Here is a 24,342-nt window from a genome sequence, read left to right as displayed (position 1 = left end):
CCGGAAGATCAGGCCCGTATCCGGGTAACCGGACACGGCACACGGACACACGGGGTGAGAGGGAGGCAACGCGTGACGGGCGCAGAGCGACAGGGGTGGGGCCGGCGGCTGACCGGGTACGCGTGGCGGTACCGGCGCAACGTCGTGCTCGCGCTCGGCTCCTCGCTCGCCGGGATGGCCGTCATGGCCCTCGTCCCGCTGATCACCAAGGTGATCATCGACGACGTCGTCACCGACCACACGCGCTCGCTCGCCGTCTGGACCGGCCTCCTCGTCGGCGCCGCCGTCCTCGTCTACATCGCCACCTACATCCGCCGCTACTACGGCGGCCGGCTCGCCCTGGACGTCCAGCACGACCTGCGTACGGACATGTACGCGACGATCACCAGGCTCGACGGCAAGCGGCAGGACGAACTCTCCACCGGGCAGGTCGTCGGCCGCGCCACCAGCGACCTCCAGCTCATCCAGGGGCTGCTGTTCATGCTCCCGATGACCATCGGGAACATCCTGCTCTTCCTCCTCTCCCTGGTGATCATGGCGTGGCTCTCCCTGCCGCTCACCCTCGTCGCCCTCGCCGTCGCCCCCGCCCTCTGGTTCATCGCCCGCCGCTCCCGTAAGCGGCTCTTCCCCGCCACCTGGTACGCCCAGGGCCAGGCCGCCGCCGTCGCCGGGGTCGTCGACGGGGCCGTCTCCGGGGTCCGGGTCGTCAAGGGGTTCGGCCAGGAGGACCAGGAGACCGGCAAGCTCCGCGACGTCAGCCGCCGGCTCTTCGCCGGGCGGCTGCGCACCATCCGGCTGAACTCCCGCTACACCCCCGCCCTCCAGGCCGTGCCCGCCCTCGGCCAGGTCGGCATGCTCGCCCTCGGCGGCTGGCTGGCCACCCGGGGCGAGATCACCCTCGGCACGTTCGTCGCCTTCTCCACCTACCTCGCCCAGCTCGTCGGCCCGGTCCGGATGCTCGCCATGGTCCTCACCGTCGGCCAGCAGGCCCGCGCCGGCGTGGAACGCGTCCTGGAGCTGATCGACACCGAGCCCTCCATGAAGGACGGCACCAAGGAGCTGCCCGCCGGCGCCCCCGCCGGCATCGAGTTCGACGACGTCCGCTTCGGGTACGACGAAGACCGCCCGGTCCTCGACGGCTTCTCGCTCACCGTCGAACCCGGCGAGACCGTCGCGATCGTCGGCGCCTCCGGCAGCGGCAAGTCCACGCTCTCGCTCCTGGTGCCCCGCTTCTACGACGTCTCCCACGGCGCCGTCCTGATCGGCGGCCACGACGTCCGCGAGCTCACCCAGACGTCCCTGCGCTCCGCCATCGGGCTGGTCCCCGAGGACAGCTTCCTCTTCTCCGACACCGTCCGCTCCAACATCGCCTACGGCGTCCCGGACGCCACCCAGGAGCAGATCGAGCAGGCCGCCCGCGCCGCCCAGGCCCACCGGTTCGTCTCCGAGCTGCCCGACGGGTACGACACCACCGTCGGCGAGCACGGCCTCACCCTCTCCGGCGGCCAGCGCCAGCGCGTCGCCCTCGCCCGCGCCATCCTCACCGACCCCCGCCTCCTCCTCCTGGACGACGCGACCTCCGCCGTCGACGCCCGCGTCGAGCACGAGATCCACGAGGCGCTGCGGCAGGTGATGGAGGGCCGTACGACGCTCCTCATCGCCCACCGCCGCTCCACCCTCCAGCTCGCCGACCGCATCGCCGTCCTGGACGGCGGGAAGCTCGCCGCCCTCGGCACCCACGAGGAGCTGGAGCGCACCTCCGCGCTCTACCGCCGCCTGCTCACCGACCCCGACGAGCTCGGCGGTACGTCCCCGGGCCACCGGCCGCCGCGCGGCGAGGCGGACCCCGACGGCGACCGGGCCGTCCAGGAGGAGCTGGACGCCGAGTTCGACGCCGAGCGCGGGGTCACCCCCGAGCTGTGGATCCGCAAGGAGGAGGAGCGGGACACCACGGTCGACGGGATGCCCGCCACCCCCGAGCTGCTCGCCCAGGTCGAGGCGCTGCCGCCCGCCACGGACACCCCGCAGGTCGACGAGGCGCGTGCCGTGCGGTCCGAGGACTCCTACGGGCTGCGCCGGCTGCTGCGCGGCTTCGGCTCCGTCCTGCTCGTCAGCCTCGGGCTCGTCGCCGTCGACGCCGGCATGGGCCTGCTGCTGCCGGTCCTGATCCGGTACGGCATCGACGAGGGCGTCACCCAGGTGTCGATCGGCGCGGTGTGGGCGGCCTCCGCGGTCGCCCTGGCCGTCGTCCTGGTCCAGTGGGTGGCCCAGACGGGCGAGATCCGGATGACCGGCCGGACCGGCGAACGGGTGCTCTACTCGCTCCGCCTGAAGATCTTCGCCCAGCTCCAGCGCCTCGGCCTCGACTACTACGAGCGCGAGCTGACCGGCCGGATCATGACCCGGATGACCACGGACGTCGACGCGCTCTCCTCGTTCCTCCAGACCGGACTGGTCACCGCGTTCGTCTCCGTCGTCACCTTCTTCGGCATCATGGTCGCCCTGCTCGTCCTGGACATCCAGCTCGCCCTGGTCGTCTTCGCGACGCTGCCCGTGCTGATCATCGGGACGTTCTTCTTCCGCCGCAGCAGCGTCAAGGCGTACGAACTGGCCCGTGAGCGCATCAGCGGCGTCAACGCCGACCTCCAGGAGTCCGTCGCCGGGCTCCGTATCGTCCAGGCCTTCGGCCGGGAGCGCTCCGGAGCCGCCCGCTTCGCCGAGCGCAGCGACCACTACCGCCAGGCCCGGGTCCGCGGCCAGTGGCTGATCTCCATCTACTTCCCCTTCGTCCAGCTGCTGGCCTCCGTCGCCGCGGCCGCCGTGATCATCGTCGGCGCGGGCCGGGTCGACAACGGCACCCTGACCACCGGCGCCCTGGTCGCCTACCTCCTCTACATCGAGCTGTTCTTCGCCCCCGTCCAGCAGCTCTCCCAGGTCTTCGACGGCTACCAGCAGGCCACCGTCTCCCTCGGCCGCATCCAGGAGCTGCTGCGCGAACCCACCTCCACCGCCGACCCGGACGAACCGCTGGACGTGCTGTCGCTGCGCGGCGAGATCGCGTTCGAGGGCGTCTCCTTCGCGTACGGCGCCGGGGACGCGGAAGGCGGTGCGAAGGGGACGGGGAGCGAGGGGGCCAAGGAAGAGGCCCTCACCGGGATCGACCTGCGCATCCCGGCCGGCCAGACCGTCGCCTTCGTCGGCGAGACGGGCGCGGGCAAGTCGACCCTGGTGAAGCTCGTCGCCCGGTTCTACGACCCCACCAGCGGGCGCGTCACCGCCGACGGCACGGACCTGCGCCGGCTCGACATGACCGCCTACCGCCACCGCCTGGGCGTCGTCCCCCAGGAGGCGTACCTCTTCGCCGGTACGGTCCGCGACGCCATCGCCTACGGGCTGCCCGACGCCACCGACGCCCGGGTGGAGGCCGCCGCCCGCGCGGTCGGCGCGCACGACATGATCGCCACCCTGGAGGACGGCTACCTCCACGAGGTCGCCGAGCGCGGACGTAACCTCTCCGCCGGGCAGCGCCAGCTCATCGCGCTCGCCCGCGCCGAACTCGTCGACCCGGACATCCTGCTCCTCGACGAGGCCACCGCCGCCCTGGACCTCGCCACCGAGGCCCTGGTCAACCAGGCCACGGACCGGCTCACCGGCCGCCGCACCACGCTGGTGGTCGCGCACCGCCTGACCACCGCCGCCCGCGCCGACCGGGTCGTGGTGATGGACCAGGGGCGCGTCGCCGAGGACGGCACGCACGACGAGCTGCTGGCCCGGGACGGGCTGTACGCCCGGCTGTGGCGCACGTTCATAGGGGAGGACGAGCCGGCAGGCGTCTGACCCGCCCCCGGCCCCGCGCTCTCCGCTCCGGCCCGCCCCGCCCCTTCCACCTCGCCTCGCCCACGCAACCTTCCTGGGGGCTGCTGCGTCGTAGCCAGGGACGCACAGGTGCGTACGGATGTCAGGTGGGGGCGAAAGTGTTCGACAGGGCGGCGGGATACCGGGGACCACAGGGGCGGTCCCGGTCCGAAGGGGTGCTGGCGCGGCTCCTCGTGCTGCCGCTGCTGGCGGGGCTCGTCCTCCTCCTCGGCGCCCCGGCCACCGAGGCCCAGGCCGCGTCCGGTTGCTCCGGGCGCCCCGCGAAGACCGTCGCGTTCGCGACGGGCGAGCTGCGCGTCTACAAGAGCCGCGCCCATGCGTGTGCCGTCACCGTCGCGAAGAAGCCAGGCGCGCGGCGGGCGATGAGCGTCACGCTCCAGCCGCGCGGCGGACATGTGGTCAAGGACAGCGGTTCGTTCACCAAGTTGGCCGGTCCGGTGACGGTGAACGCCCTCAACCGCTGCGTCCGCGCCACCGGAGCGGTCGCCGGGAAGTCGGCCTCCACCGGCTGGATCCTGTGCTGACCGGTTGCCGGGCGCGGTGCGGGCAACAGTGCCGGCGCGGTGCGGCCAACGGTGCCGGCGCGGTGCGGGCAACGGCGTGAGGAATCGGGACACGCCCAACTGGGTCTGGCGCTCAGGGCGTTGCCCTCGCTAAGTTCACGGCGACTGTTGTGAATCAAGGGGAGGGTGCATGCGCAAGGCGCTCACAGGGGTTCTCTCGCTCGCGGTGCTCATCGGCACAGTGGGAGCGGCGGGGGCCTCGGCCGGTGCGGCCACCGCCGCGGAACCGGACACGAAGCAGAGCAGTGCCGCCGCCGTACGCGGCGGCGAAGCGCGCGACAAGGACATCAAGGACCGCATCCTGGCGATCCCGGGGATGAGCCTGATCGAGGAGAAGCCGTACGCCGGCTACCGCTACTTCGTCCTCAACTACACCCAGCCGGTCGACCACCGGCGCCCGTCCAAGGGCACGTTCCAGCAGCGCATCACCGTGCTGCACAAGGGCACCGACCGTCCCACGGTCTTCGCCACCAGCGGCTACAACGTCTCCACCAACCCCAGCCGCAGCGAGCCCACGCAGATCATCGACGGGAACCAGGTCTCCTTGGAGTACCGGTTCTTCACCCCGTCCCGCCCGGCCCCCGCCGACTGGACCAAGCTCGACATCTGGCAGGCGGCCAGTGACCAGCACCGGGTGTTCACGGCGCTCAAGAAGGTCTACGCGAAGAAGTGGCTGGCCACCGGCGGCTCGAAGGGCGGCATGACCGCCACGTACTTCGAGCGGTTCTACCCCAAGGACATGGACGGCGTCGTCGCGTACGTCGCGCCCAACGACGTGGTCGACCACGAGGACTCCGCCTACGACCGGTTCTTCCGGAACGTCGGAACCAAGGAGTGCCGCGACAAGCTCCAGGCGGTGCAGCGCGAGGCGCTGATCCGCCGGGCGCCGCTCCAGAAGAAGTTCAAGGAGTACGCCGACGCCAACGGCCTCACCTTCACCACCCTCGGCTCCCTCGACCGGGCCTACGAGGCCGCGGTCATGGACTACATCTGGGCGTTCTGGCAGTACAGCCTGCTCGCGGACTGCGCCGAGATCCCGGCCGACGCCGAGAACGCCACCGACGAGACGATCTGGGACGCCGTCGACGGGATCTCCGGCTTCTCCTTCTACTCCGACCAGGACCTGGAGACGTACACCCCGTACTACTACCAGGCGGGCACCCAGCTCGGCTCGCCGGACATCAAGCAGCCCTGGCTCGGCAACCTGAGCCGCTACGGCTACCAGCCCCCGCGCAACTTCGTACCCCGCTCCATCCCCATGAAGTTCGACCGGGGCGCGATGCGGGACGTGGACAGCTGGGTCCGGAACAACGCCCGCCAGATGCTGTACGTCTACGGGGAGAACGACCCGTGGGGTGCGGAGCCCTTCCGGCTCGGGCGCGGTGCCAAGGACAGTTACGTCTACACCGTGCCGGGCGGCAACCACGGCGCCCGGGTCTCGGGTCTGACCGACGACCAGCGGGCCAGGGCCACCGCCGCGATCCAGCGCTGGGCCGGGGTCGCACCGGCGGCCGTCCAGGCGGACCCGGCGAAGGCGAAGCCGCTGGCGACGTTCGACGCGAGGCTGGACCAGCTCAACGGTGAGGTAGAGCGCGGCGAGGGCATCCTGCGGCCGTAGCCGTAGCCGTAGCCGTAGCCGTAGCCGTAGTCGTAGGCGCGCCGCAGCTGTAGGCGTAGCCGCGCCGCAGCTGTAGGCGTAGCTGCCGTCATGAAGGGCTGTGCCCGCCGTCTCCGTACGTCACGGAGGCGGCGGGCACAGCGAGCGCTGCTGGTGCGGCCCGCGCTAGTACGACAGTCCGTGGCCCACCGGGTACAGCACCCGCGTCGGGTCGTCCGCCCGCTGGACCGGGACCGGGAGCCTGCCCCGCGGTCCGGCGCGGCCCGCGATCACCCGGGCGGCGGCGCGGAGTTCGACGTCCGTCCAGGAGTAGGACGCCAGGATCGCGGCGACCCCCCGGCCGGTGAGGTGGGCGGCGTCGTACGGGTTGCGGATCGCGACGGCGACCACCGGGACGCCGGTCGCCACGAGGGCGTCGACGAGGGTGCGCTGGGTGCTCCCCGCCGTGATGTTGTACGTCGCCACGACCACCGCGTCCCGGCCCTGCACGGCGGCGACGGCTTCGGCGATCTTTGCCTGGTCCGGGGCCGTACCGGTCGACAACGCCGTTGCGGAGAAGCCCAGTTCGCTGAAGGCGCCGGTCAGGGTGGTGGTCGGCGGGCCCGTCGTGCCGGACGGGGACGCCGGGTCGGCACCTACCACCAGCAGTCGGCGGTGGGTGCGGCGGGAGAGCGGGAGCAGGGCGCCGGGGTCGGCGAGCAGGGTCGTCGTGCGCTCGGCGATCCGGTCGGCGTCGAGGCGGTGCTCGCGGATGCCGACCGTGCGGTCGACCCCCCGGCCGCTGACGAACGGGTCGCGGAACAGACCCAGTTTCGTCTTGAGCCGCAGGATGCGCAGGATCGATTCATCAATCCGCGCCTCGCTGATCTCGCCGTCCTTGACCGCCTCCCGTACCGCGTTCCACGCGACCGACAGGTCCGGTGGGTTGAGCAACTGGTCCACGCCCGCCAGCAGCGCGAGGACCGGCACGCGGTCGTCGCCGTACTTCGTCCGTACGCCCTCCATGCCGAGCGAGTCCGTGACCACCACCCCGTCGTAGCCCAGCTCCTCGCGGAGGATGCCGGTGAGGATCGGCCGGGAGAGGGTGGCCGGGTCCTCGGACGGGTCGAGCGCCGGGACCACGATGTGCGCGGTCATGACCGAGTCGATACGGGCCCGGATCGCGGCCCGGAACGGCGGCGCGTCCAGCTCCTCCCACTCCCGGCGGGTGTGCTCGATGACGGGCAGCCCGGTGTGGCTGTCGGTGCTGGTGTCACCGTGGCCGGGGAAGTGCTTGGCGGTCGCCGCGACCCCGGCGCCCTGGTACCCCTTCACCTGCGCCGCGACCAGGTCGGCCACCGACGCCGGGTCGGAGCCGAAGGAGCGGACGCCGATGACGGGGTTGGCCGGGTTGACGTTGACGTCGGCGTCGGGCGCGTAGTTCTGGTTGATGCCGAGCGCGGCCAGTTCGGCGCCCGCGATCCAGGCCGCCCGCCGGGTGTCGGAGTGCGAGCCGCCCGCGCCGAGCGCCATCGCGCCCGGAAGCAGCGTGGCGGGTTCGCCGACCCGGCAGACGATGCCGTGTTCCTGGTCGGTGGAGATGAGCAGCGGTACGCGGGAGCGGGCGGCGAGGGCGGCTCGCTGGATGCCGTTGGAGAGACCGGCGATCTGGTGCGGGTCGCGGGTGTTGTTGGCCCAGGCGAAGTAGATGATCCCGCCGACGTGGTAGGAGGAGACCAGCTCGGCGGCGGTGCGGACCCCGATCTCCTTGAGGTTCGCGTCGATGTCGGCCTGGTCGGGGTCGGTGGCGGAGTGCCCGTACACCCGCATCACGAAGAGCTGGCCGACCTTCTCCTCCAGGCTCATCCCGGCGATGATCCGCCGCAGCCGGTGGTCGGTGGAGGCGTTCGCGGGGTGCGCGGATGCGGTGCCGGTGACGGACAGGGCGCCGGTGGCCGCGGCGGCCGTGGCGGCGGCGGTGGCGGTGAGGAGGGTGCGTCGTGAGGTGCGGTGGGGCACGTGAGCTCCTTCCCGGGGTGAAAGAAACTTCCAAGGTGATACGGATATAGGGAAAGTAACTTTCGGTCAAGGGGGCGGGAGCGGAACGGGAGCGACACGCGCGCGAAGGGGTGGGCCGTCCCGGGTGGTTGCGCCGCCGCTGTCAGACGGCCGTGAAGGCCAGGACCGTGTTGTGCCCGCCGAAGCCCAGGGAGTGGCTGAGGGCGAGGCCGACCCGCTGCCGCCGGGCCGCCGCGTGGACGATGTCGATGCCCGCCGTGGTGGCGTCGGGGGCCGTGAAGTTGGCCGTGGGCGGTACGGTCCCGCGGGCGACGGACAGCACGGTCAGGGCCGCCTCGATCGCCCCGGCCGCCCCCATGGTGTGCCCCAGGACGCCCTTGGCCGAAGTGACGGAGGGGGCGCCGGACCTGGACCCGGACCCGGACCCGGGCACGCACTTGGACCGTGTCTCGACCCCGGGCCCGGTCCCGGTGGAGGTCCCGCCCGCGTACAGCTCCCGGATCGCCGTGGCCTCCACCGCGTCGTTGAGCGCGGTGCTCGTGCCGTGCGCGTTGATGTGGTCGACCTCGTCCGGGGAGCGGCCCGCTCGGGCCAGCGCCTCCCTGGTCGCCGCCCGCAGCCCGGCGCCCCCGGGGTGCGGGGCGGTGGCGTGGTGGGCGTCGCCGGTGGCCCCGAACCCGGCGAGGAACGCCAGGGGCCGGGCCGTACGGGCGACGGCGTGGGCCGTACGTTCCAGGACGAGCACCCCGCAGCCCTCGCCCAGTACGAACCCGTCGCGGTCCCGGTCGAACGGACGCGAGGCGCCGCCGGGGTCGTCCTCCCGCCGGGACAGCGCGCCCAGCTTGGCGAACGCCGAGGCGCACAGGGGCGTGACCATGGCATCCGTACCGCCGGCCACCGCGATGTCGCACATCCCCGCCCGCAGCAGCAGAGCGGCCGTGATGATCGCCGTCGCGCCCGACGCGCAGGCCGTGGAGGTCTGCAACGAGGGCCCGGTGGCGCCGAGTTCGAGGGCGAGCTGGCCGGCCGCCATGTTCGGGAGGAAGGCGGGGAGCGTCATCGGGGAGAGCGCGCCGGGACCGGAGGCGAGCAGCTTGCGGTGCTGCGCCTCCAGGGTGCCGATCCCGCCCGCCGCCGTGCCCACCACCACCGCGACCCGCCCGGGGTCCCACCGCGCCGGGTCCAGCCCGGCCGACGCGAGGGCCTCGCGGGCGGCGGTGAGCAGGAACCGGGTGGCCGGGTCGAACCGCCAGAGCCGCCCCCGTACCCGTACCTGCTTCGGCGGTTGGTGCGGTGGCTGCGGTCGGTGTGGTGACTGTGGTTGGTGTGGTTGATGGGGTGGCTGCTGTTCGTGAGGTTGCTGCGGTTGCTGGGGCGATTCCTGCGGCTCCACCCGGCAGGCCAGGCGCACCGGCGCGCCCGCCTCCGCCAGGACGGGGTCGGTGCGCGCGGTCGACCGCCCGGCGCACACCGCCTCCCAGGTGGCCTCGGCGCCGGTACCGCCCGAGGTCACCAGGCCGATGCCGGTGACGGCGATGTCGTCGGTCACGGCGCCGCGTCCCCGGAGGCTCGGAGGGGTCCGTGCGGGTCCCCGGAGGCTCGGAGGGGTCCGTGCGGGTCCCCGGAGGCTCTGAGGGGTCTGTGCGCGTCCCCGGAGGCTCTGGGTGTCCCGTACGCGTCCCCGGAAGCTCCAGGTGTCCCGTTCGCGTCGAGAAGTCCCGCCACCGAGCGGGCCACTTCGTCCACCGTCAGTTCGGCGGTGGCCGCGGAGTCGTCGAGCGGGACGCTCCACTCCTCCTGAAGGGTGACGTAGAGCTCCACCACGGCGAGGGAGTCCAGGTCCAGTTCGCCGAGCGTGGCGTCCGGGCGTATCTGCTCCGGGGCGACCTCGAACTTGTCGCCGAGCAGGGTCACGAGATGGGTGTAGACGCGTTCCACTGAGGTCTCCTCACAGGGGCGGAATGGGGGCGAAGGGGCGGGAGGGGAGGGCGGCCGTACGGGAGGCGGGGGCGGCGTCCGGCGGCTCGGCCAGAGGTTTGACGCCCGGCCAGGTCAGGGCGGTGGACGCCCAGGTGAATCCGCCGCCGAAGGCGGTGAGCAGGGTGCGTTCGCCGGGTACCACCGCCCGGTGCACGGACGGGTCGGCCAGGACCAGGGGGACCGAGGCGGCGGCGGTGTTGCCCAGCTCGCGGATGTTGCCGTACCGGTGCGCGGGCGCGATCCCCAGCCGGTCGCCGACGGAGTCGAGGATCCGCTGGTTGGCCTGGTGGCCGATGAACGCCCGTACGGAGTCGGCCGGCCATCCCGCCCGCCGCAGCACGGCGTCGGAGGACCAGGTCATGCGGCGTACGGCGTGGGCGTAGACGGCACGGCCCTCCATGTGGAAGTAGTGCGCGTCCGGGGCGGGCGGCGGCAGGTGGCGGGGGTGGCGGGCCCCGCCGCCCGGGACCGTGATCGCGGCCCGCCCACCGCCGTCCGCGCCGAGGTCCGTGGCGACGACGGCCCCGGGCTCGTCCCGTACGCCGGGGCGCAGGAGTACGGCCCCGGCCCCGTCGCCGAAGATCGGGGCGGTGCCCCGGTCGGCGGGGTCGACGATGGAGGTGTACGTCTCCGCCGCGATCACCAGGGGCGCGGTGCACGCACCGCCGCGCACCAGACCGGTCGCCACGGCCAGCGCGTACAGGAACCCCGAGCACACCGCCGACACGTCGAACGCGGCGACCGTCCCGAGGCCGAGCCGGTGGGCGACCTCCGGGGCGGTCGCCGGGCAGGGGTGGTCGGGGGTGGAGGTGGCCAGCAGCACCAGATCCGGGCGGGCGCCCCCGGCGGAGGCGAGCGCCGCCCGGCCCGCCCCGACCGCCAGGTCACCGGTGCTCGTACCGGGGGAGGCGTGGCGGCGGCGCTCGATCCCGGTACGGTCCCGGATCCACCCGGCGTCGGTCGACAGGGCACCGCGCGCGATGACGGCGTCGTTGTCGACCACGCGGGGCGGCAGACAGGAGCCGATGCCGGTGATGACGGCGGTGGAGTCGTCGGTCCGCACGGTCAGGCCGCGGCGAAGGGGGAGGGCGGTTTGGGGTGCCCGGCCAGCCCGCCGTCCGGCACGGCCAGCCCTCCGTCGACGACCAGCGCGTGGCCGGTGACGAACGACGCGGCGGGCGAGGCGAGGAAGAGCGTCGCCCCGACCACCTCGTCCACCGTGGCCCAACGACCCATCGGCACATGGCTGGTGATCCACTCCGAGAGGGCGTCGGCCTCGCTGGCGAACGCGGTCATGTCCGTACGCGTCCACCCCGGACAGAGCGCGTTGACCCGGATGCCCTGCCGGGCCCAGCCGACCGCCAGGCTCCGCGCTAGCGACAACTGGGCCGCCTTCGTGGCCGCGTACGCCTCCATCGTCGGGGTGCCGACGATCCCGGCGATCGACGACATCAGCACCAGACTGGCCCGCTCCGACTCCAGCAGATACGGGTGGGAGGCCCGGCAGACGGCGGCCGTGGCGTTGAGGTTGATGGAGATGACGGTCTCCCAGTCCCGCTGCTCGGCGTGCTGGAGCGGTACCAGCAGCGGACTGCCGTCCTCGGCGGTGGGCAGGGTGCCCGCGTTGTGCACGACGACGTCGAGCCCGCCGAGCGCGGCGGCGGCCCGGTCGACCAGCGCCGCCGCCACCCCCGGCTCGGCGAGGTCCCCGTCGAGCGCCACGGCCTTACGGCCCCGCTCCTCCACCGCCCGTACGGTGGCATCGAGCGCGGGCAGGGTCCGGGCGGTCACGACCAGGTCGCACCCGGCGTCGGCGAGGCCTTCGGCGACGGCCCGGCCGATGCCCCGGGAGGCACCGGTCACCAGGGCGCGGGCACCGTCCAGGCGGAAGAGGTCCAGAGCGTTCATGGCAGGTTCCTTTCTGACGTGTCGGTCGTGGGTGGGCCGGACTTCGGGACGGGCGGTGCGGGCGGGACGGGTGGTACGGGCGGTGCGGGCATCAGCGCGCGGCCCCCGCTCCAGGTGAGGAGCGCGCTGCCCCAGGTCATGCCGGCGCCGAACACGGTCAGCAGCACGCGGTCCCCGGGGCGCAGCCCGTGGCGGGCAGCGGCGGCGGCGAGCGCGTAGGCGGCGCTGGCGGCCCCGATGTTGCCGACCTCGTCACCGACGACGACCAGGCGCTCCGGCGGGATGCCCAGCTCGCCGCCGAGCCGCCGCAGCAGTACGGGGTTGGGCTGGTGGCAGACGAAGCACGCGATGTCCTTCACTTCGAGCCCGGCGCGGCCCAGGGCCTCGGTGATCAGCCGGGGCAGCACATCGACGATGAACCGGCTCACCCCCCGCCCGTCCATGCGGATGCGGTGGCTCCCGGCGGCGAGCGTGGCCGGGGCGGCGGGCAGCCGGCTGCCGCCACCGGGGATCAGGACGAGTCCGGCCTGCGTACCGTCGGAGCCGAGCCGGAAGTCCGCGAACCCGTACGGGCCGTCCACCGGCCCCAGCACCGCGGCCGCCGCCCCGTCGGCGAAGAGGACCGAGGTGCCCCGGTCGGCGGGGTCCAGGAACTTGGAGTACGCCTCCACGCCGACCACCACCGCGTACCCGTCCTGTTCGGCGCCGCGCAGCCAGTCGTACGCCACCTTGGCCGCGAACAGCCAGCCGGAGCAGGCCGCGCCGACGTCCAGCGCGACGGCCCGGTGGGCGCCCACGAGGGCCTGGACGCGGCACGCGGTGGAGGGGCCCAGCTCGTCGGGGGTGGAGGTCGCGCAGACCAGCAGGCCGACGTCCGCGAGGTCGATCCCCGCGGCCTCGATCGCCGACCGGACCGCGTGGGCCGCCAGGTCGGAGGCCGCCTCGTCGGGTCCGGCGACATGACGGGTCAGGACGCCGGTACGCTCCCCGATCCACTGCGCGGTCACCCCGGTGTCGCGCGCCACCTCCTCGTTGGTGCGGGTGCCGGGCGGGAGGTGGGTGCCCATGCCGAGGACGCCCACGGAGCGCGTGCCGGTCGTCCGCCGGTCCCGCTCGCCGGTCACGAGGTGCCCCCGCGCGTCCAGGTGAGCGTGGCGGCCAGGGCGGTGCCGGCATCGGAGGCGGCCGGTGGGGCGGGGGCGGTGCCGATGTCACCGTAGTCGTCGAACACCTCGATCAGCAGCGGCAGTTGTTCCATCACCGCGTCGCACAGCCGGTCGGTGACCCCGGACAGCGCCTCCGCCTCCGCCGGGTCCAGCGTCCCGAGGGTGAGCAGCGAACCGGACCAGCGGCGGGCGGAGAGGACACCGTGCAGCGCGGCCAGGGGAGTCAGGGCCCGTACGAGGTCGTGGTCGCGGATGCGCCCCAGTACGCGGGTGACGTCGTCGGCCATCAGCAGGGCCGCCCGCGCCTCGCCCAGCAGCCCGGCCCGCTCCAGCAACGGGTTCCACCGCTCGAAGGGGTCCAGGGACGCGTCCGCCCCGCCGCGCCGCCGCAACTCCCGTACGAGATCGTCCTGATGGCGGCGCAGGAGGGCGGGCCACCAGTGGGGTGAGCCGGCATCCGGTGCCTGTTGCTCCTCCTGCGGCGGGCGGGGCTCCGGCTCCTGCTCGACGAGGGAGCGGCCTATGTCGTAGAAGATCAGCTGGCTGTCCCCGCCCGCCGTGTCGAAGGCGTGGTGGAAGCCCTGATAGGCGGCGAGGCGGTTCACGCTCAGGTGGCCGGAGAAGCCGCACCGGTGCTGGCACTCGGCGGTGAGACGGGCGGCGGTCCGGACGGTGACGGCCTTGTAGGCGGCGAGCGGCCGGCTGACGGCCGCCCACGGCGTGAACCCCATCGCCTCCCTGCCCGTCGCCTCCTTGCCCGTCGCCTCCTCGCCCATCGCCTCCTTGCCGTCCCGTCCGGGCGGGGCGGCCGGCCAGCCCCCGGCCCGTACGGCCAAGGCCCCGTCGGCGGCGCAGGTCAGGGCGAACGCGTCGGCGAGGGCGCCGAGGACCACGGTCTGCTGGCTGCGGTACGAGAGCAGCGGTGCCCCGGGGGCCAGCCGGCTTTGGGTAGGCCGCCGCCGGGCGTAGTCGACGGCCTGTACGGCGGTGCGGCGGGAGGTGGCGGCGGCGACCGCAGGCATCGCCGCCCAGAGCCCCTGCCCCACCCGCAGGGTGCGCTGGAGGCGCTGCTCCGGGGACCCGGCGGGATCGTGGAACGCCGTACCGTCGCGGCCGATCCGGGCCCCGTCGGAGAGCCAGTGCGCGGCCTCCACCCGGACGCGGTGGAACCGTACCTGCACGTAGTCGAGCGGCAGGGCGTCCAGGGCGATCGGCGACGACAACTCGACGCCGGGGAGCGGGCCTTGCTCGTCGGTGAGGCCGACCATGAACGCGAAGACCCCGCGGTCGGCGCCCTGGACGAAGAGCCGGGCCAGGACCACGCCCGTCTGCTCCACCCCCCACGTACCGGCGCTCCCGAACTTGGCGGCCCCCGGCTCCGGCGTGTGCAGCACGAACGAGCCGTCGGCCGGGTCGAAGTCGGCGCGGGTCCCGGTGGCGAGGTGGCTGTTGGCCTGGCCTGCCTCGGTGATCAGGTAGACGCCCTTGGCCCGGCCTTCCCGCAGCGCCGACAGCCGGGGTTCCAAAGTCCCGGGGGCGTCGGAGAGTTCGGTGAGGGAGCCCAGACAGAGCAGGTGGTGGACCAGCCCCGCCAGACAGAGGGACGGGTCGGCGACGGCGGCACAGGCGTGGACGGCGGCGAGCCGGGCCGGGTCGTCGAGAAGCCCGGCCCCGGGCGGCAGCGCCTCGGCCAGCGCACGCAGCCGGCGCAGCAGGAGTGCGCCTCGGCCGGGGCCGTACACCGGTCCGGGGTCGTCGGCGAGCGCCTTGCGCAGGGTGGTCAGGGCGGACAGGGCGGAGGGGTCGCAGGGGCCGTGGAGGAGGCGGCGTATCTCGTCGTGGGCGCTTTCAGGGAGGGAGGAGGAGAGGAGCGTCATGTGTTCTCCGGTCGGAATCGGGAGCGGAAGCGGAACCGAGAGCGGAAGAGGAACCGGGATCGGGAGGGGAACCGGGATCGGGAGGGGAATCGGGATCGGGAGAGGGATGGAGATGGAGATGGAGATGGGGAGGGGGAGGGGAATCGGAAGGGTGGTCGGAAAGGGAATCGGCAGGCGGGCAGCGTCACCACGGGAAGCCGGGCTCCGTGAGCGGGGCGCGTACCGGAGGCGCCGGATCGAGGGCGGCGGCGAGAACGCCGCGGGCGCTGGACGCCAGGGCGCCGCCCGTACCGGCCTCGAAGAGGACGCCGGGCCGGTACGCCATCACCTGGCGGAATACGGGTGGCACGGCGGCCGGCCGCACCAGGCAGTCGGCCAGACGCGCGGCCAGGTCGTCGGTGGGCCCATAGCGGCGGCCCGCCACGGCCGAGTGGACCGGGAACCGGGCGCCGGAGCGCGGGTAGGCCCGTACGGCGGCGGCGAACTCCTCGGCCGCGCGGCCCAGGGCGGGGTGGTGGGAGGAGAACGGCAGCCGCAGCCGCACCGTCGCCACCTGCCGGTCCATGGCCGCCTTCTCGACCAGGCCCAGCGCCGCCACCGGCCCGGCGACGACCACCGACCGCTCGTCGTTGACCACGGCCACCACGGCTTCCACCGCTCCTGCCTCCTCCAGCAGGTCGTGCGCCGACCGTTCGGAGCAGGTGAGCGCGGTCAGCCCGCCGGGGCAGGAGGCGAGGACGACGGCGAGATCGTGTGCCGCGCGTGCGCCGTCGCCCACGCCGAACACTCCGGCGGCCGTGAGTGCGGCGATCTCACCGAAGCTCACCCCGACGGCCGCCGTGGGCGTCCCGTACGCCTCGTTCAGCGCCCGGTGCACGGCCATCGACGCGCCGAACAGGGCGAGTTGGGCCGTCCCCGTGGCCGCGAGCGCCAGGTCGCGCCCGCTGGGCGGCTTCGGCCCCAGCAGCCACGGGCCGAGCTGCGACAGCCCGCGTTCGGCCGCCACGGCGTCGACCTCCTCGAAGACCTCCCGGACGGCTGTGCGCAGGCCGGGCGTGGCGCGGGCCGCGTGGACCAGGGAGCTGACGGAGAAGTCGCCCTGGCCCGGGAAGAGATGGACGGGCCGCTGCCAGCGGGCTGGGCGGGCTGAGGGGGAGGGTGCGGGTGTGTCGGGGAAGGGGGCAGGACCGGTAGGCATGGTGTTCCTCCGTCGGCTCGGGAGGGGGGCTTGTTTCGGCGCGACCACGACAGTGGGGGGAGCGCACGGGCGCAGGTCATGTGGGTGACGCGCTACGCAATGCGCACTGTGTGGGGCCAGGGGAGGACCTTCACGCTGAGTCTGTGTGAGAGGAGGGGCCCGTACCGCCGTGGGCGGGTTCCAGACACGTTGAACACGCAGGAGTGTTGAACGCCGCCGCTCACGGGCGGGGAAGGGGAGGCGAGGGTGGACCAACGGGACGCAGGGTGGGGCAGAGGAAGCGGAGAAGGCGGAGAAGGCGGAGAAGACAGAGGAAGCGGAGGAGGAAGAGGAACCGAAAGAGACGGAGCCAGCAGAGCCAGCAGAAGGAGCAGACGAAGAGGCGCGGAGGAGGCCCGGTGAGGGGCGGACGCGCACGTCGTACGCCGAACCAGGCCCTGCGCCTCCTCCTGGCCGAGGCCGGGTGGAGCGGCGCCCGGCTGGCCCGTGAGGTCAACGCGCTCGGCGCCGCGCAGGGGACGGCCCTGCACTACGACCGCACGGCGGTGGCGCACTGGCTGGCCGGCAGCCGCCCCCGGCGGCCCGTGCCCTCCCTGGTCGCGGAGGCCCTCTCCCGGCGTCTGGGCCGCCCGGTGCGGGAACAGGACACCGGGCTGGGGCCCACCGGCGGCGCGGCCGACGGTCTCGGGGCGCCGGCCGGTGAACGGGGTGCGGTGGAGAGCCTCGACGAGGTGCTGCGTACCACCGGCCGGCGCAGGGTCGCCCTCGCCGGCGCCTACTCACTGGCCGCGCTGGCCATCCCGTACGGGTCGCTCGCCGCACCGTACGGGCCACCGGCGATACGGCGCGGCCCACCGGAGTCCAAGGGGAACTCGCAGGCCCCGCAGGCCTCACCCGCCCCAGCCGCCCTGCCCGCCCCACCCTTTCCGGAGGGACGCGTCGGCATGGCCCATGTGGCCTCCGCGCACGAACTGCTCGCCCTCTTCTCCCGGGGAGACGCGGTTCTCGGCGCCGGACCGGTGTACGAGCCCCTGCGGCAGTACCTGGCCGCCACGGTCCTCCCCTGGCTGCGGCGCGAGATGAAACCCGCCGTCCGGCGCGAACTGCTCACGGTCGCCTCCCGGCTCACCTATCTCTGCGCCTTCACCCACTTCGACATGAACCGGCACGCCGCGGCCCAGCGCCTCTACCTCACGAGCATCGACCTCGCCCGCGAGGCGGGGGACCGGATCGGATGCGGGCTCGCCCTGCGCGGGCTGAGCGTCCAGGCCCACGCGCTGCGGCACTTCGCCGAGGCGCAGCACCTCGCGGAACAGGCCGCGGAAACGGCCCTGCGCCACGCGCCGCCCCACCAGCAGGCCTTCTTCCACGGCCAGTTGGCGGTTGCTCTGGCCGGCCGGGGCGATGCCCGGCACGCCCGCCACCTCGCGGCGGCCGACCGCTGCCTGGAGCGGTCGGCGAGCGGGGACACGCCTGTGGGTGCTTTCCACGCCGGCTCTCTCGCCCTCCAGGGCGCGGCCGTCGCCGCGAGCGGGGGCGACCGGCACGCCGCCGTCCGGGCGCTGGACCTCTCCCTGCGCCACCGCCCCGCCGACGAGCGCCGCTCCCGCGCCCTCTCCCTCGCGGAACTCGCGGAGACCCAACTGGCCATCGGCCACCTGGAACAGGCGTGCCGCACCTGGCACACGTTCCTCGACGTCTACCCGAGCGTCGACAGCGCCCGCGCGGACGACCGGATGCGCCTGCTGATCGCCAAGGCCCGCCCGCACAGCGGGAATCCGGTGGTGGCCGCGCTGCTCGGCCGCGTACGCGAAGTGCAGAGGAGGCGGCCCACGTCACGGAGGTCCGGCACCTGAGCCGCCGAGGTGTTGGGCCAGAGGAGTGAGGGCGGGCCACTACCGGAAGAACCGCACCTGCCGACCGGTTGTAAGGCCTGCCCCGACGATCTCCCGTCTCCCCTCTCACCTCTCCCGGCTCTTCTGCCGGGACCCACCGGCAGGTACGAATGAACCGCAGCAAGCGCTCCGATGTCTTCCTCTCCACCTCCCTCCCTGTCGCGCCCGGCGCGCTCGCGGTCGCCACGGCGTGGTGGCACCCCCTGCGCGGCCCGATGGACTGCCCCGCCCACCCGCTGCTCACCGCGCACGCCCGGCAGGCCGGGTTCGCCGTCGACGCCCGCCCGTGGGAGGAGGCGGCCGTGAACGGCGACGACCGGGGCCCGGCGGGGACGACCGTCGTCGCGGTCTCCTACGAGCGGCCGGAGGGCGGACACCGCGGCATCGCGCTCGCGGCCCGCAGCGAGGACAGCGCGGCGGTCGCCTTCGCGCACCGGCAGATCGCGTCCTGGCAGGCGGTGTTACGGACCCGGCGGGTGCTGTACGTGAACGAGGAGACGGCCCCACCCGCCCACCCGACGCCCACCACCTCAGTGCTGCCCACCCCCGGACCGCACACCCCAGGCCTGCCCAACCCAGGCCTGCACACCCCGGAACCGCACACCTCAGGCCTGCACACTCCCGCACCGCACACCCCCGCACCGCACGCCCCCGCCCCGCCCCAGGCGCGGGGCGGCGCGGTCGGGGCCTGGTTGCCCTGCGGGTGCCCCGCCGCCTCCGCGTGCCCGGCCGCCGCCTCGGCCGAACGCTCGCTGCACCGGTCCGTGGCCCGGGGGGACGAGGTGGTGGTCGTCGGCGCACCGGCGGCCGGGACCGGCGGAGGCTGGCCGAGCCGGGCGCCCGCCGGAACCGTGAAACGGGCGGCGACCGAGGCGCAGGCCGAGACACTCACGGTCAAGGACCCGGAACGCCTCGCCTTCGTGATCGCCCCCGGTGCCGTGGTGTCCAGGTCGTCCGGCATCCTGCGGGTGCTCCGCCGCCGCTTCCCGCGCCTGCGCGGCCAACACCCCTGGGAGTGGTGCTACACGACGGACGACCTGGACACGGCAGTCGGCTCCGTCCTCGGCCAGTCCGACGCGCTCCTGGTCACCGGCGGCGGCGACAGCCCGCTGGTACGCACCGCACTGGCTCGGGCCGCCCGGTCCGGCATCCGGACCCGCGAGGTCACGAGCCTGGACCGGCTCCGCCCCGAGGACATCGACGGCGCGACGATCACCGTCCTGCACACGGCGACGCCGGAGCAGGAGGACAGCCGGAGCCTCCCTAGCTGTCCGGAGGGCACCCGGAGCGCCCCCGGCCGACGGGAAGGCGGCGGCGGCAGCATCCGGGACGTGCCCCGGATCCTGGACGGCCTGGGCCCCACCGGCCACATCCACCGCACGGTCCGCTCGACGGCCCTGCCCTCCCCTTTCGGCCTCGCCTCCCTCGCCCCCCTCGCCCCCTCCTCACACACGCACCCGCATGAGGCGACACCGTCCCCAACACGCTGACTCCACCACCGCCCTGACTCCACTTCACTGACCGGCAGCCCTCGCACGTGCGGGTAACGCAAGGAGGCGCACCCGGATGACCGGGTGCGCCTCCTTCGGATCGGTGATTCCGCTGGACCCGCGATCGAGCCAGACCTTATTCTTCCGTCCCGCTATCCTCTATTCACCATTCACCATTCACCATTCACCATTCTTCATTCTTTCGAGAATTCCAGAGTGGAACGGGCGTCCGGATCTCCCGTGAAGAAGTAGAGCTTGGCCTGACTCTTCTCTGCGGCGATGCTGATGATCCAGTAGGACTCGGCGGGGGGAGTGGCCTCCCGTCCCTCCGCTGCCGGATCGTTCGTCCGGGAGGGAGTCTTCCCGGATTTCACATCGAGTCTCACGGTCTGGCCGTCACTCGCCAGGCGTGGGCCTCGGTATTCGCCCGATCCGAGCAGTTTCCAGGTGCCCTTCCCCGACATGCGCCAGTTCTCGTCGAATGACCAGTCCTGGCCGTCAAGGTTCATGACGGTCGCCGTACCACCGTCATCCAGCCGCACCCGGCTTCCTTCCCAACCCTGCCAGGTACCGACGAGATCCTTTTCGAGGACAGGCACCGACTCGGGCACCGGATCGTATCGACGGTCCGCCGCACACGAAGTCCCACCGAGAAATACCGCCAAGGTGAGAACCAGGGCACCCCAAGGGCGTCCGGGCAGGCGTCGGGGACGCCGGTCGGGAATCAAGGCCTCACCTCTTGACATGCATCATGGTGATGTTCTCGCTCCACTGAACGGTCATCGATGTCGGTTGCTGGCCTTGCGGGAACGTGCCGCGTATGGCATTGGAGACCTGGGTCAGCCCGGCGTCGGACTTCCCTTCCTTCCCGTAACCGGCCGGAGATGCGGAGCGAGTGAAGGATTCGACCGTCATCTCATTGGTCAGCTTGAAGTTCACGACCCCTCTGCCGCTGGCCGCGTCATGACTCGCGATGGAGGCCTCCAGGGTATAAGACCCCAGTACGGCGGTCGAGGCGGCTCCGTCCGCCGACTTGCTCCCCAGGATCGACATCATCAGGTTCGCCCCGTCGATCACGGCGAGATCCTTCATCTCCAGTCCGAGATCCTGGGCGCCGAAGCGCGTCTGGTAGCCGAGACCTCCGTAAGTCTCACCCACCTTGCACTCCTTGCACTGCGAGATCAGTCTCTTCACCTTCGAGATCCAGAGCTGCTGGCGCACCTGCTCGGTGAACCGGTCGTCCTGGCCGAAGTCCCACTTCACGGGGTTGGCGCCGATGGCCCAGAGAGCGAAGATCTGAGCGGCATCGGGGTTCATCGGATTCAGTTTCGCCACGGGAAGCCCGGAGCGGTACGCCGCGGTCGCGCGGGGCGCCACCTGTTGCGACTTCTGCCACTTCTTCCGGTTCTGCCCGTGCAGCCGCTGGGTCTCCATGTTGCGGGCGACGATCTTCTTGTAGTCCTTGCCCTGCTTCACGGGCTTCGTTCCGCCCTTGCACACGTACATGCCGTTGACGCATTCCTCGAATGCTTCGCCACTCGGGTCGGCGAATCTCAGCGGATTGTTGTTGCCGTAGGAGTAGCCGTGCATCTGCTGGGAGTCCGTGAGGTCCATGAGCGGGTCGACGGAGATGAAGCGACCCAGTTCCGGATCGTATTCACGGGCGCCGAGGTGGGTGAGGCCGGTGGATTCGGTGTCGTCGGTGCCGCCGACGAAGCCCTTGGTGCCGGGCCATGACGTCGGTGTGGTGCCGCGTGTCCCGCCGAAGGGGAGGGCTCGGCGCTGGGCGATGGCGAGGGTGTCGGCCTGGACGGCGAGCTGGCCGGTGCCCTGGTGGTCGGCGATGGTGAAGCTGAAGGTGCCGTCGTCGCTGAGGACGGCGGTGTGGCCGCCGCCGAGGTCGACGTACCGGGTCGCCTTCGCCTTGTCGGCTCCGGCCGCGACGGTGACCTCGGTGTGGCCGAGGTAGAGCGTCGTCTCCGTGGGCGTGCGGCCGATGAGCCGGTTGCCGGAGGTGTCGTAGAGGTAGCTGGTGGTCCTGCCGTCCTCGGTGACCGTGGCGAGGTGGCCCTCGGCGTCCCAGGTCAGGTCCTGGCCCGGACGTTCGGTGGTGTTCCCGACCTCGTCGTAGTCGAAGGCCTCGGTGACGCTGCCCGTGGGGCCGGTCGTGGTGCGCGAGGTGAGGCTGTGGGCTTGCGGCGATCCCGGGGCCGGGTAGGTGTAGGCGCGCTTCTCGTCCTTGGACGCGTCACCCGTCACGTCGTGCCGGGTCTCGGAGGTGCGGTTGCCGGTCTTGTCGTAGCTGTAGGAGTGCCAGTACGGGGCCGGTCCGCCGACCCCGCCGGCCGCGGGGGCCGATGCGCAGGCCGTGGTGGGCTGGGTCCACGCCTTGGTGAGCCGGCCGAGGAAGTCGTAGGTGAAGCACTGGTTGTCCGTGCCGGTCCGCGAGACGTCGGCGACGGAGCGGATGTTGCCCGCCTCGTCGTACCGGTAGGTGGCGTGCCGGTCGACGCCGGGCTGCTCCTCGCGGTCCACCCGTGAGGTGGCCAGTCTCTGCGTGCCCCACTCGTAGACGTTGGTGACCTGGGTCTTCCTGCCGCCACCGGTCAGGCCCATGGTGTGCTGGAGGGGCTTGCCGGTGTAGCTGTAGGCGGTGCTGGACGTCATGCCCTGCCCGTACACCGAGACCGGTCGGAGCGTCTCGGCCTCGTAGGCCTGGACGAACGAGCCGCCCGGCAGCGATCCCGCCGCGGAGTAGCTGCCCCCGCCGGACAGTCCGGACGGGAAGTACGAGTTACCGGTCTGGTACGTGCCCGCGAGCTTGCCCTCGGCCTCCGGGATGACCACGGACGTCCTGAGCGGGCGGTAGAGCGTGTCGTAAGCGGTCACCTTGGACGTGTACGCGTGCCCGCCGACGTAGCGGATGGACTCGGCGAGTTGGCCCTTGGCCCCGCTGACCGTGTCGTAGACCTGCTCGGTGCGCAGGGTTCCGGTGGCCGAGCCCTCGCGGACCTGGGTCTGCCGGCCGAGCCCGTCGTAGACGTAGGCGAGCCCGGGTACGTCGGTCCGGGAGCCCTTGCTGAAGATCAGCTGGTTCCGGTCGTCGTACGTGTGGTCCGTGGTGCCCTTGTCCGGGTCCGTGGTGCTGGTCTGGCGGCCGAGCTGGTCGTAGGAGTAGGTCCAGTCGTTGCCTGCGGGGTCCGTGACCTTGAGCAGCTCCCCGCGGGGTGTGTACCGGTAGGAGATGGTGTCGTACGTCGCGTCCGGCGCGCGGGTGTGGTGCTGGCGCAGTTCGGTCATCTGGCCGCGGGCGTCGGTGACGGTCGTGGTCGTTGTGCCGCCCACGGGCGGGATCACGGTGGTGCGGTCGCCGCCGTAGATGTTCCTGGTGGTGTTCAGGACGGTACCGCCGTCACCGTTGCCGGCGATCTGGCGGGTTTCGACCGGCCGGTTCAGGCCGTCGTACGTCGTGTGGGTCTGGGTCTCGACGGACAGGGCGTCAACGGGTTTGAACAGCTTCGCGGAGGGCTTGCCCGTCACGTAGTAGGGCGCGAACGTCCTCGCCTCCAGGCCACGTTCGTCGTAGAAGACGTCGTCGACCAGGGTGCCGCCCCCGGGCCCGGGGCTCTGGGTCTGACGACCGCGGAGGAACCCGTCGTACAACGCGTACGACGTGATCTGGCCGCCGGAGTTGTTGAGCGTCCTCGTGGCCACCGACACCGGTGCGTTCTCGGCGATGGTGTAGTCGAACTGCCGGCTCGGCGTCTGGCTGGTCCGCCGGTCCGCCAGCCACACCTTCGCGGTGCGGCCCAGGGCGTCGTACGTGAAGTCGGTGACGTTGCCGTTGGTGTCGGTCTGCTTCGTCGGCACACCACGGCGTGGGTCGATGAGCGTCGTGGCGGTCTGGGCACTGGCGGCGTCCCCGGTCCTTGCCTGGGGAGTCGTGACCTTGACCTGGGTCGCGAAGCCTGTGGCCGGGGTGTGGACCGTGGTGTTCGTGCGGCCGTCGGTCCGTGCGGTGCGTATGGGTGCGGCGCTGCCGGTGACCGTGACGTCGGCCGTGAGGTCGGTGGTGGTCAGCGGCCGGCCGTACGTGTCGTAGGTGGCGCTCGACTCCAGGTAGGTGGCCTTGGAGCCGTCGTGGCTCTTCAGGGTGGCGGTGGCGGTGACGTCGCCCTTGGTCGGCGCCGCACCGTAAGCACCGCCGTCGAAGGCGGAACGGGTGTCGCTCAGGACGTCCTTGGAGCGGTCCACCGTGGCGGCGCAGGCCTTGGTGACGGTCTCCACGCGGGAGGGCAGGGTGATGATGCCGGTGGTGTTGGCCGGGTACGTCGTACGGGTGCACTGGTCGTCGGCCGACGTGCTGTCGTCACCGAAGTCATCGGCCTCGATCACCCGGCCGGCGACGGTGTCGTGCTTGAGGGCGGTCGACGTGGTGCGCCATGCGCTGCCCGCGCCGTTGTCGAGGGAGACCCAGCTCTTCGTGCTGGAGGTGCCGGTGAGGTTGGCGGTGACGGTTCCCCAGTCCCGGACCTTCTTCGCCGTCTCGTGGTGCCAGGGGCGGCTGACCGACTTGCCGACGGTCTTCCCGCCGGGCTTGTCGAAGGTGACGGTTCTGTATTCGAAGCCGGCCGCGGCCTCATGGTCGGTGATCGCGCTGCCCTCACCGGCCGGGAGTGCGATGGAGACACTCTTGGTGCCGCCGGTCTTGTTCTTGCGGTCGCCGTGCATGCCGCGCAGGAAGTAGGAGTCCTGCTGGGTCTTCATGGCGGT

At 72.7% G+C, this 24,342-nt stretch carries 14 protein-coding genes and 1 pseudogene; 5 read left to right on the top strand and 10 right to left on the bottom strand.

Annotation, left to right across the window (positions count from 1 at the left end; translation table 11 throughout):
* The first annotated feature begins 72 nt into the window (after nucleotides 1–72).
* From AB0917_RS10485 to AB0917_RS10475, 3 genes are all read left to right on the top strand, one after another.
* Nucleotides 73–3,837, top strand: coding sequence for an ABC transporter ATP-binding protein (locus AB0917_RS10485; RefSeq protein ID WP_366819110.1), 3,765 nt, complete (start codon nucleotides 73–75; stop codon nucleotides 3,835–3,837).
* Nucleotides 3,838–4,031: 194 nt separating this feature from the next.
* Nucleotides 4,032–4,400 (top strand): hypothetical protein, encoded by a 369-nt coding sequence (locus AB0917_RS10480; RefSeq protein ID WP_366819136.1) that lies wholly within the window; start codon nucleotides 4,032–4,034, stop codon nucleotides 4,398–4,400.
* A 169-nt stretch (nucleotides 4,401–4,569) separates the two neighbouring features.
* Nucleotides 4,570–6,057, top strand: a complete 1,488-nt coding sequence (locus AB0917_RS10475) for a S28 family serine protease (protein WP_366819109.1) — start codon at nucleotides 4,570–4,572, stop codon at nucleotides 6,055–6,057.
* A 165-nt stretch (nucleotides 6,058–6,222) separates the two neighbouring features.
* Here the strand turns inward: AB0917_RS10475 and AB0917_RS10470 are convergent, their stop codons facing one another.
* From AB0917_RS10470 to AB0917_RS10435, 8 genes and pseudogenes are all read right to left on the bottom strand, one after another.
* Complete coding sequence (locus AB0917_RS10470; protein ID WP_366819108.1) at nucleotides 6,223–8,055, bottom strand: glycoside hydrolase family 3 protein; 1,833 nt, start codon at nucleotides 8,053–8,055, stop codon at nucleotides 6,223–6,225.
* Between the two features lie 142 nt (nucleotides 8,056–8,197).
* Entirely contained in the window at nucleotides 8,198–9,604 is a 1,407-nt protein-coding gene (locus AB0917_RS10465; protein WP_366819107.1) for a beta-ketoacyl-[acyl-carrier-protein] synthase family protein, read from the bottom strand.
* A gap of 158 nt (nucleotides 9,605–9,762) precedes the next feature.
* Nucleotides 9,763–9,993, bottom strand: a pseudogene (locus AB0917_RS10460) (phosphopantetheine-binding protein); the annotation flags it as partial.
* Nucleotides 9,994–10,003: 10 nt separating this feature from the next.
* Nucleotides 10,004–11,098, bottom strand: coding sequence for a beta-ketoacyl-ACP synthase III (locus AB0917_RS10455; protein ID WP_366819106.1), 1,095 nt, complete (start codon nucleotides 11,096–11,098; stop codon nucleotides 10,004–10,006).
* Between the two features lie 2 nt (nucleotides 11,099–11,100).
* Nucleotides 11,101–11,943: an SDR family oxidoreductase gene (locus tag AB0917_RS10450; RefSeq protein WP_366819105.1), complete on the bottom strand. Its 843-nt coding sequence runs from the start codon at nucleotides 11,941–11,943 to the stop codon at nucleotides 11,101–11,103.
* Entirely contained in the window at nucleotides 11,940–13,067 is a 1,128-nt protein-coding gene (locus AB0917_RS10445) for a ketoacyl-ACP synthase III (protein WP_366819104.1), read from the bottom strand. Before AB0917_RS10445 ends, AB0917_RS10450 begins: the two co-directional genes overlap by 4 nt.
* Nucleotides 13,064–14,986 carry an acyl-CoA oxidase gene (locus tag AB0917_RS10440; RefSeq protein ID WP_366819103.1) on the bottom strand — a complete coding sequence of 641 codons (1,923 nt, stop codon included), beginning with the start codon at nucleotides 14,984–14,986 and terminating at the stop codon, nucleotides 13,064–13,066. Before AB0917_RS10440 ends, AB0917_RS10445 begins: the two co-directional genes overlap by 4 nt.
* 184 nt (nucleotides 14,987–15,170) lie before the next feature.
* Nucleotides 15,171–16,184 (bottom strand): acyltransferase domain-containing protein, encoded by a 1,014-nt coding sequence (locus AB0917_RS10435; protein ID WP_366819102.1) that lies wholly within the window; start codon nucleotides 16,182–16,184, stop codon nucleotides 15,171–15,173.
* Between the two features lie 398 nt (nucleotides 16,185–16,582).
* On the opposite strand from AB0917_RS10435, the gene AB0917_RS10430 reads away from it, so the two are divergent.
* Complete coding sequence (locus AB0917_RS10430; protein WP_366819101.1) at nucleotides 16,583–18,040, top strand: hypothetical protein; 1,458 nt, start codon at nucleotides 16,583–16,585, stop codon at nucleotides 18,038–18,040.
* A gap of 149 nt (nucleotides 18,041–18,189) precedes the next feature.
* Entirely contained in the window at nucleotides 18,190–19,569 is a 1,380-nt protein-coding gene (locus AB0917_RS10425) for a 4-hydroxy-3-methylbut-2-enyl diphosphate reductase (protein ID WP_366819100.1), read from the top strand.
* 194 nt (nucleotides 19,570–19,763) lie between these two features.
* Here the strand turns inward: AB0917_RS10425 and AB0917_RS10420 are convergent, their stop codons facing one another.
* A complete protein-coding gene (locus AB0917_RS10420; RefSeq protein ID WP_366819099.1) occupies nucleotides 19,764–20,111 on the bottom strand; it encodes a hypothetical protein in 348 nt (115 codons plus the stop codon).
* A gap of 190 nt (nucleotides 20,112–20,301) precedes the next feature.
* Nucleotides 20,302–24,342: RHS repeat-associated core domain-containing protein (locus tag AB0917_RS10415; protein ID WP_366819098.1), on the bottom strand; the 4,041-nt coding region annotated here is incomplete at its 5' end.

The organism is Streptomyces sp. NPDC007346 (genome assembly GCF_040703535.1).
GTDB lineage: Bacteria > Actinomycetota > Actinomycetes > Streptomycetales > Streptomycetaceae > Streptomyces.
This window is presented reverse-complemented; position numbering and strand designations above follow the sequence as displayed.

Excerpts from the sequence above, each read along its gene's own strand:
- AB0917_RS10425 (WP_366819100.1), top strand. The coding sequence starts at position 18,190 with ATGAACCGCAGCAAGCGCTCCGATGTCTTCCTCTCCACCTCCCTCCCT.
- AB0917_RS10475 (WP_366819109.1), top strand. The coding sequence starts at position 4,570 with ATGCGCAAGGCGCTCACAGGGGTTCTCTCGCTCGCGGTGCTCATCGGC.
- AB0917_RS10440 (WP_366819103.1), bottom strand. The coding sequence starts at position 14,986 with ATGACGCTCCTCTCCTCCTCCCTCCCTGAAAGCGCCCACGACGAGATA.
- AB0917_RS10450 (WP_366819105.1), bottom strand. The coding sequence starts at position 11,943 with ATGAACGCTCTGGACCTCTTCCGCCTGGACGGTGCCCGCGCCCTGGTG.
- AB0917_RS10435 (WP_366819102.1), bottom strand. The coding sequence starts at position 16,184 with ATGCCTACCGGTCCTGCCCCCTTCCCCGACACACCCGCACCCTCCCCC.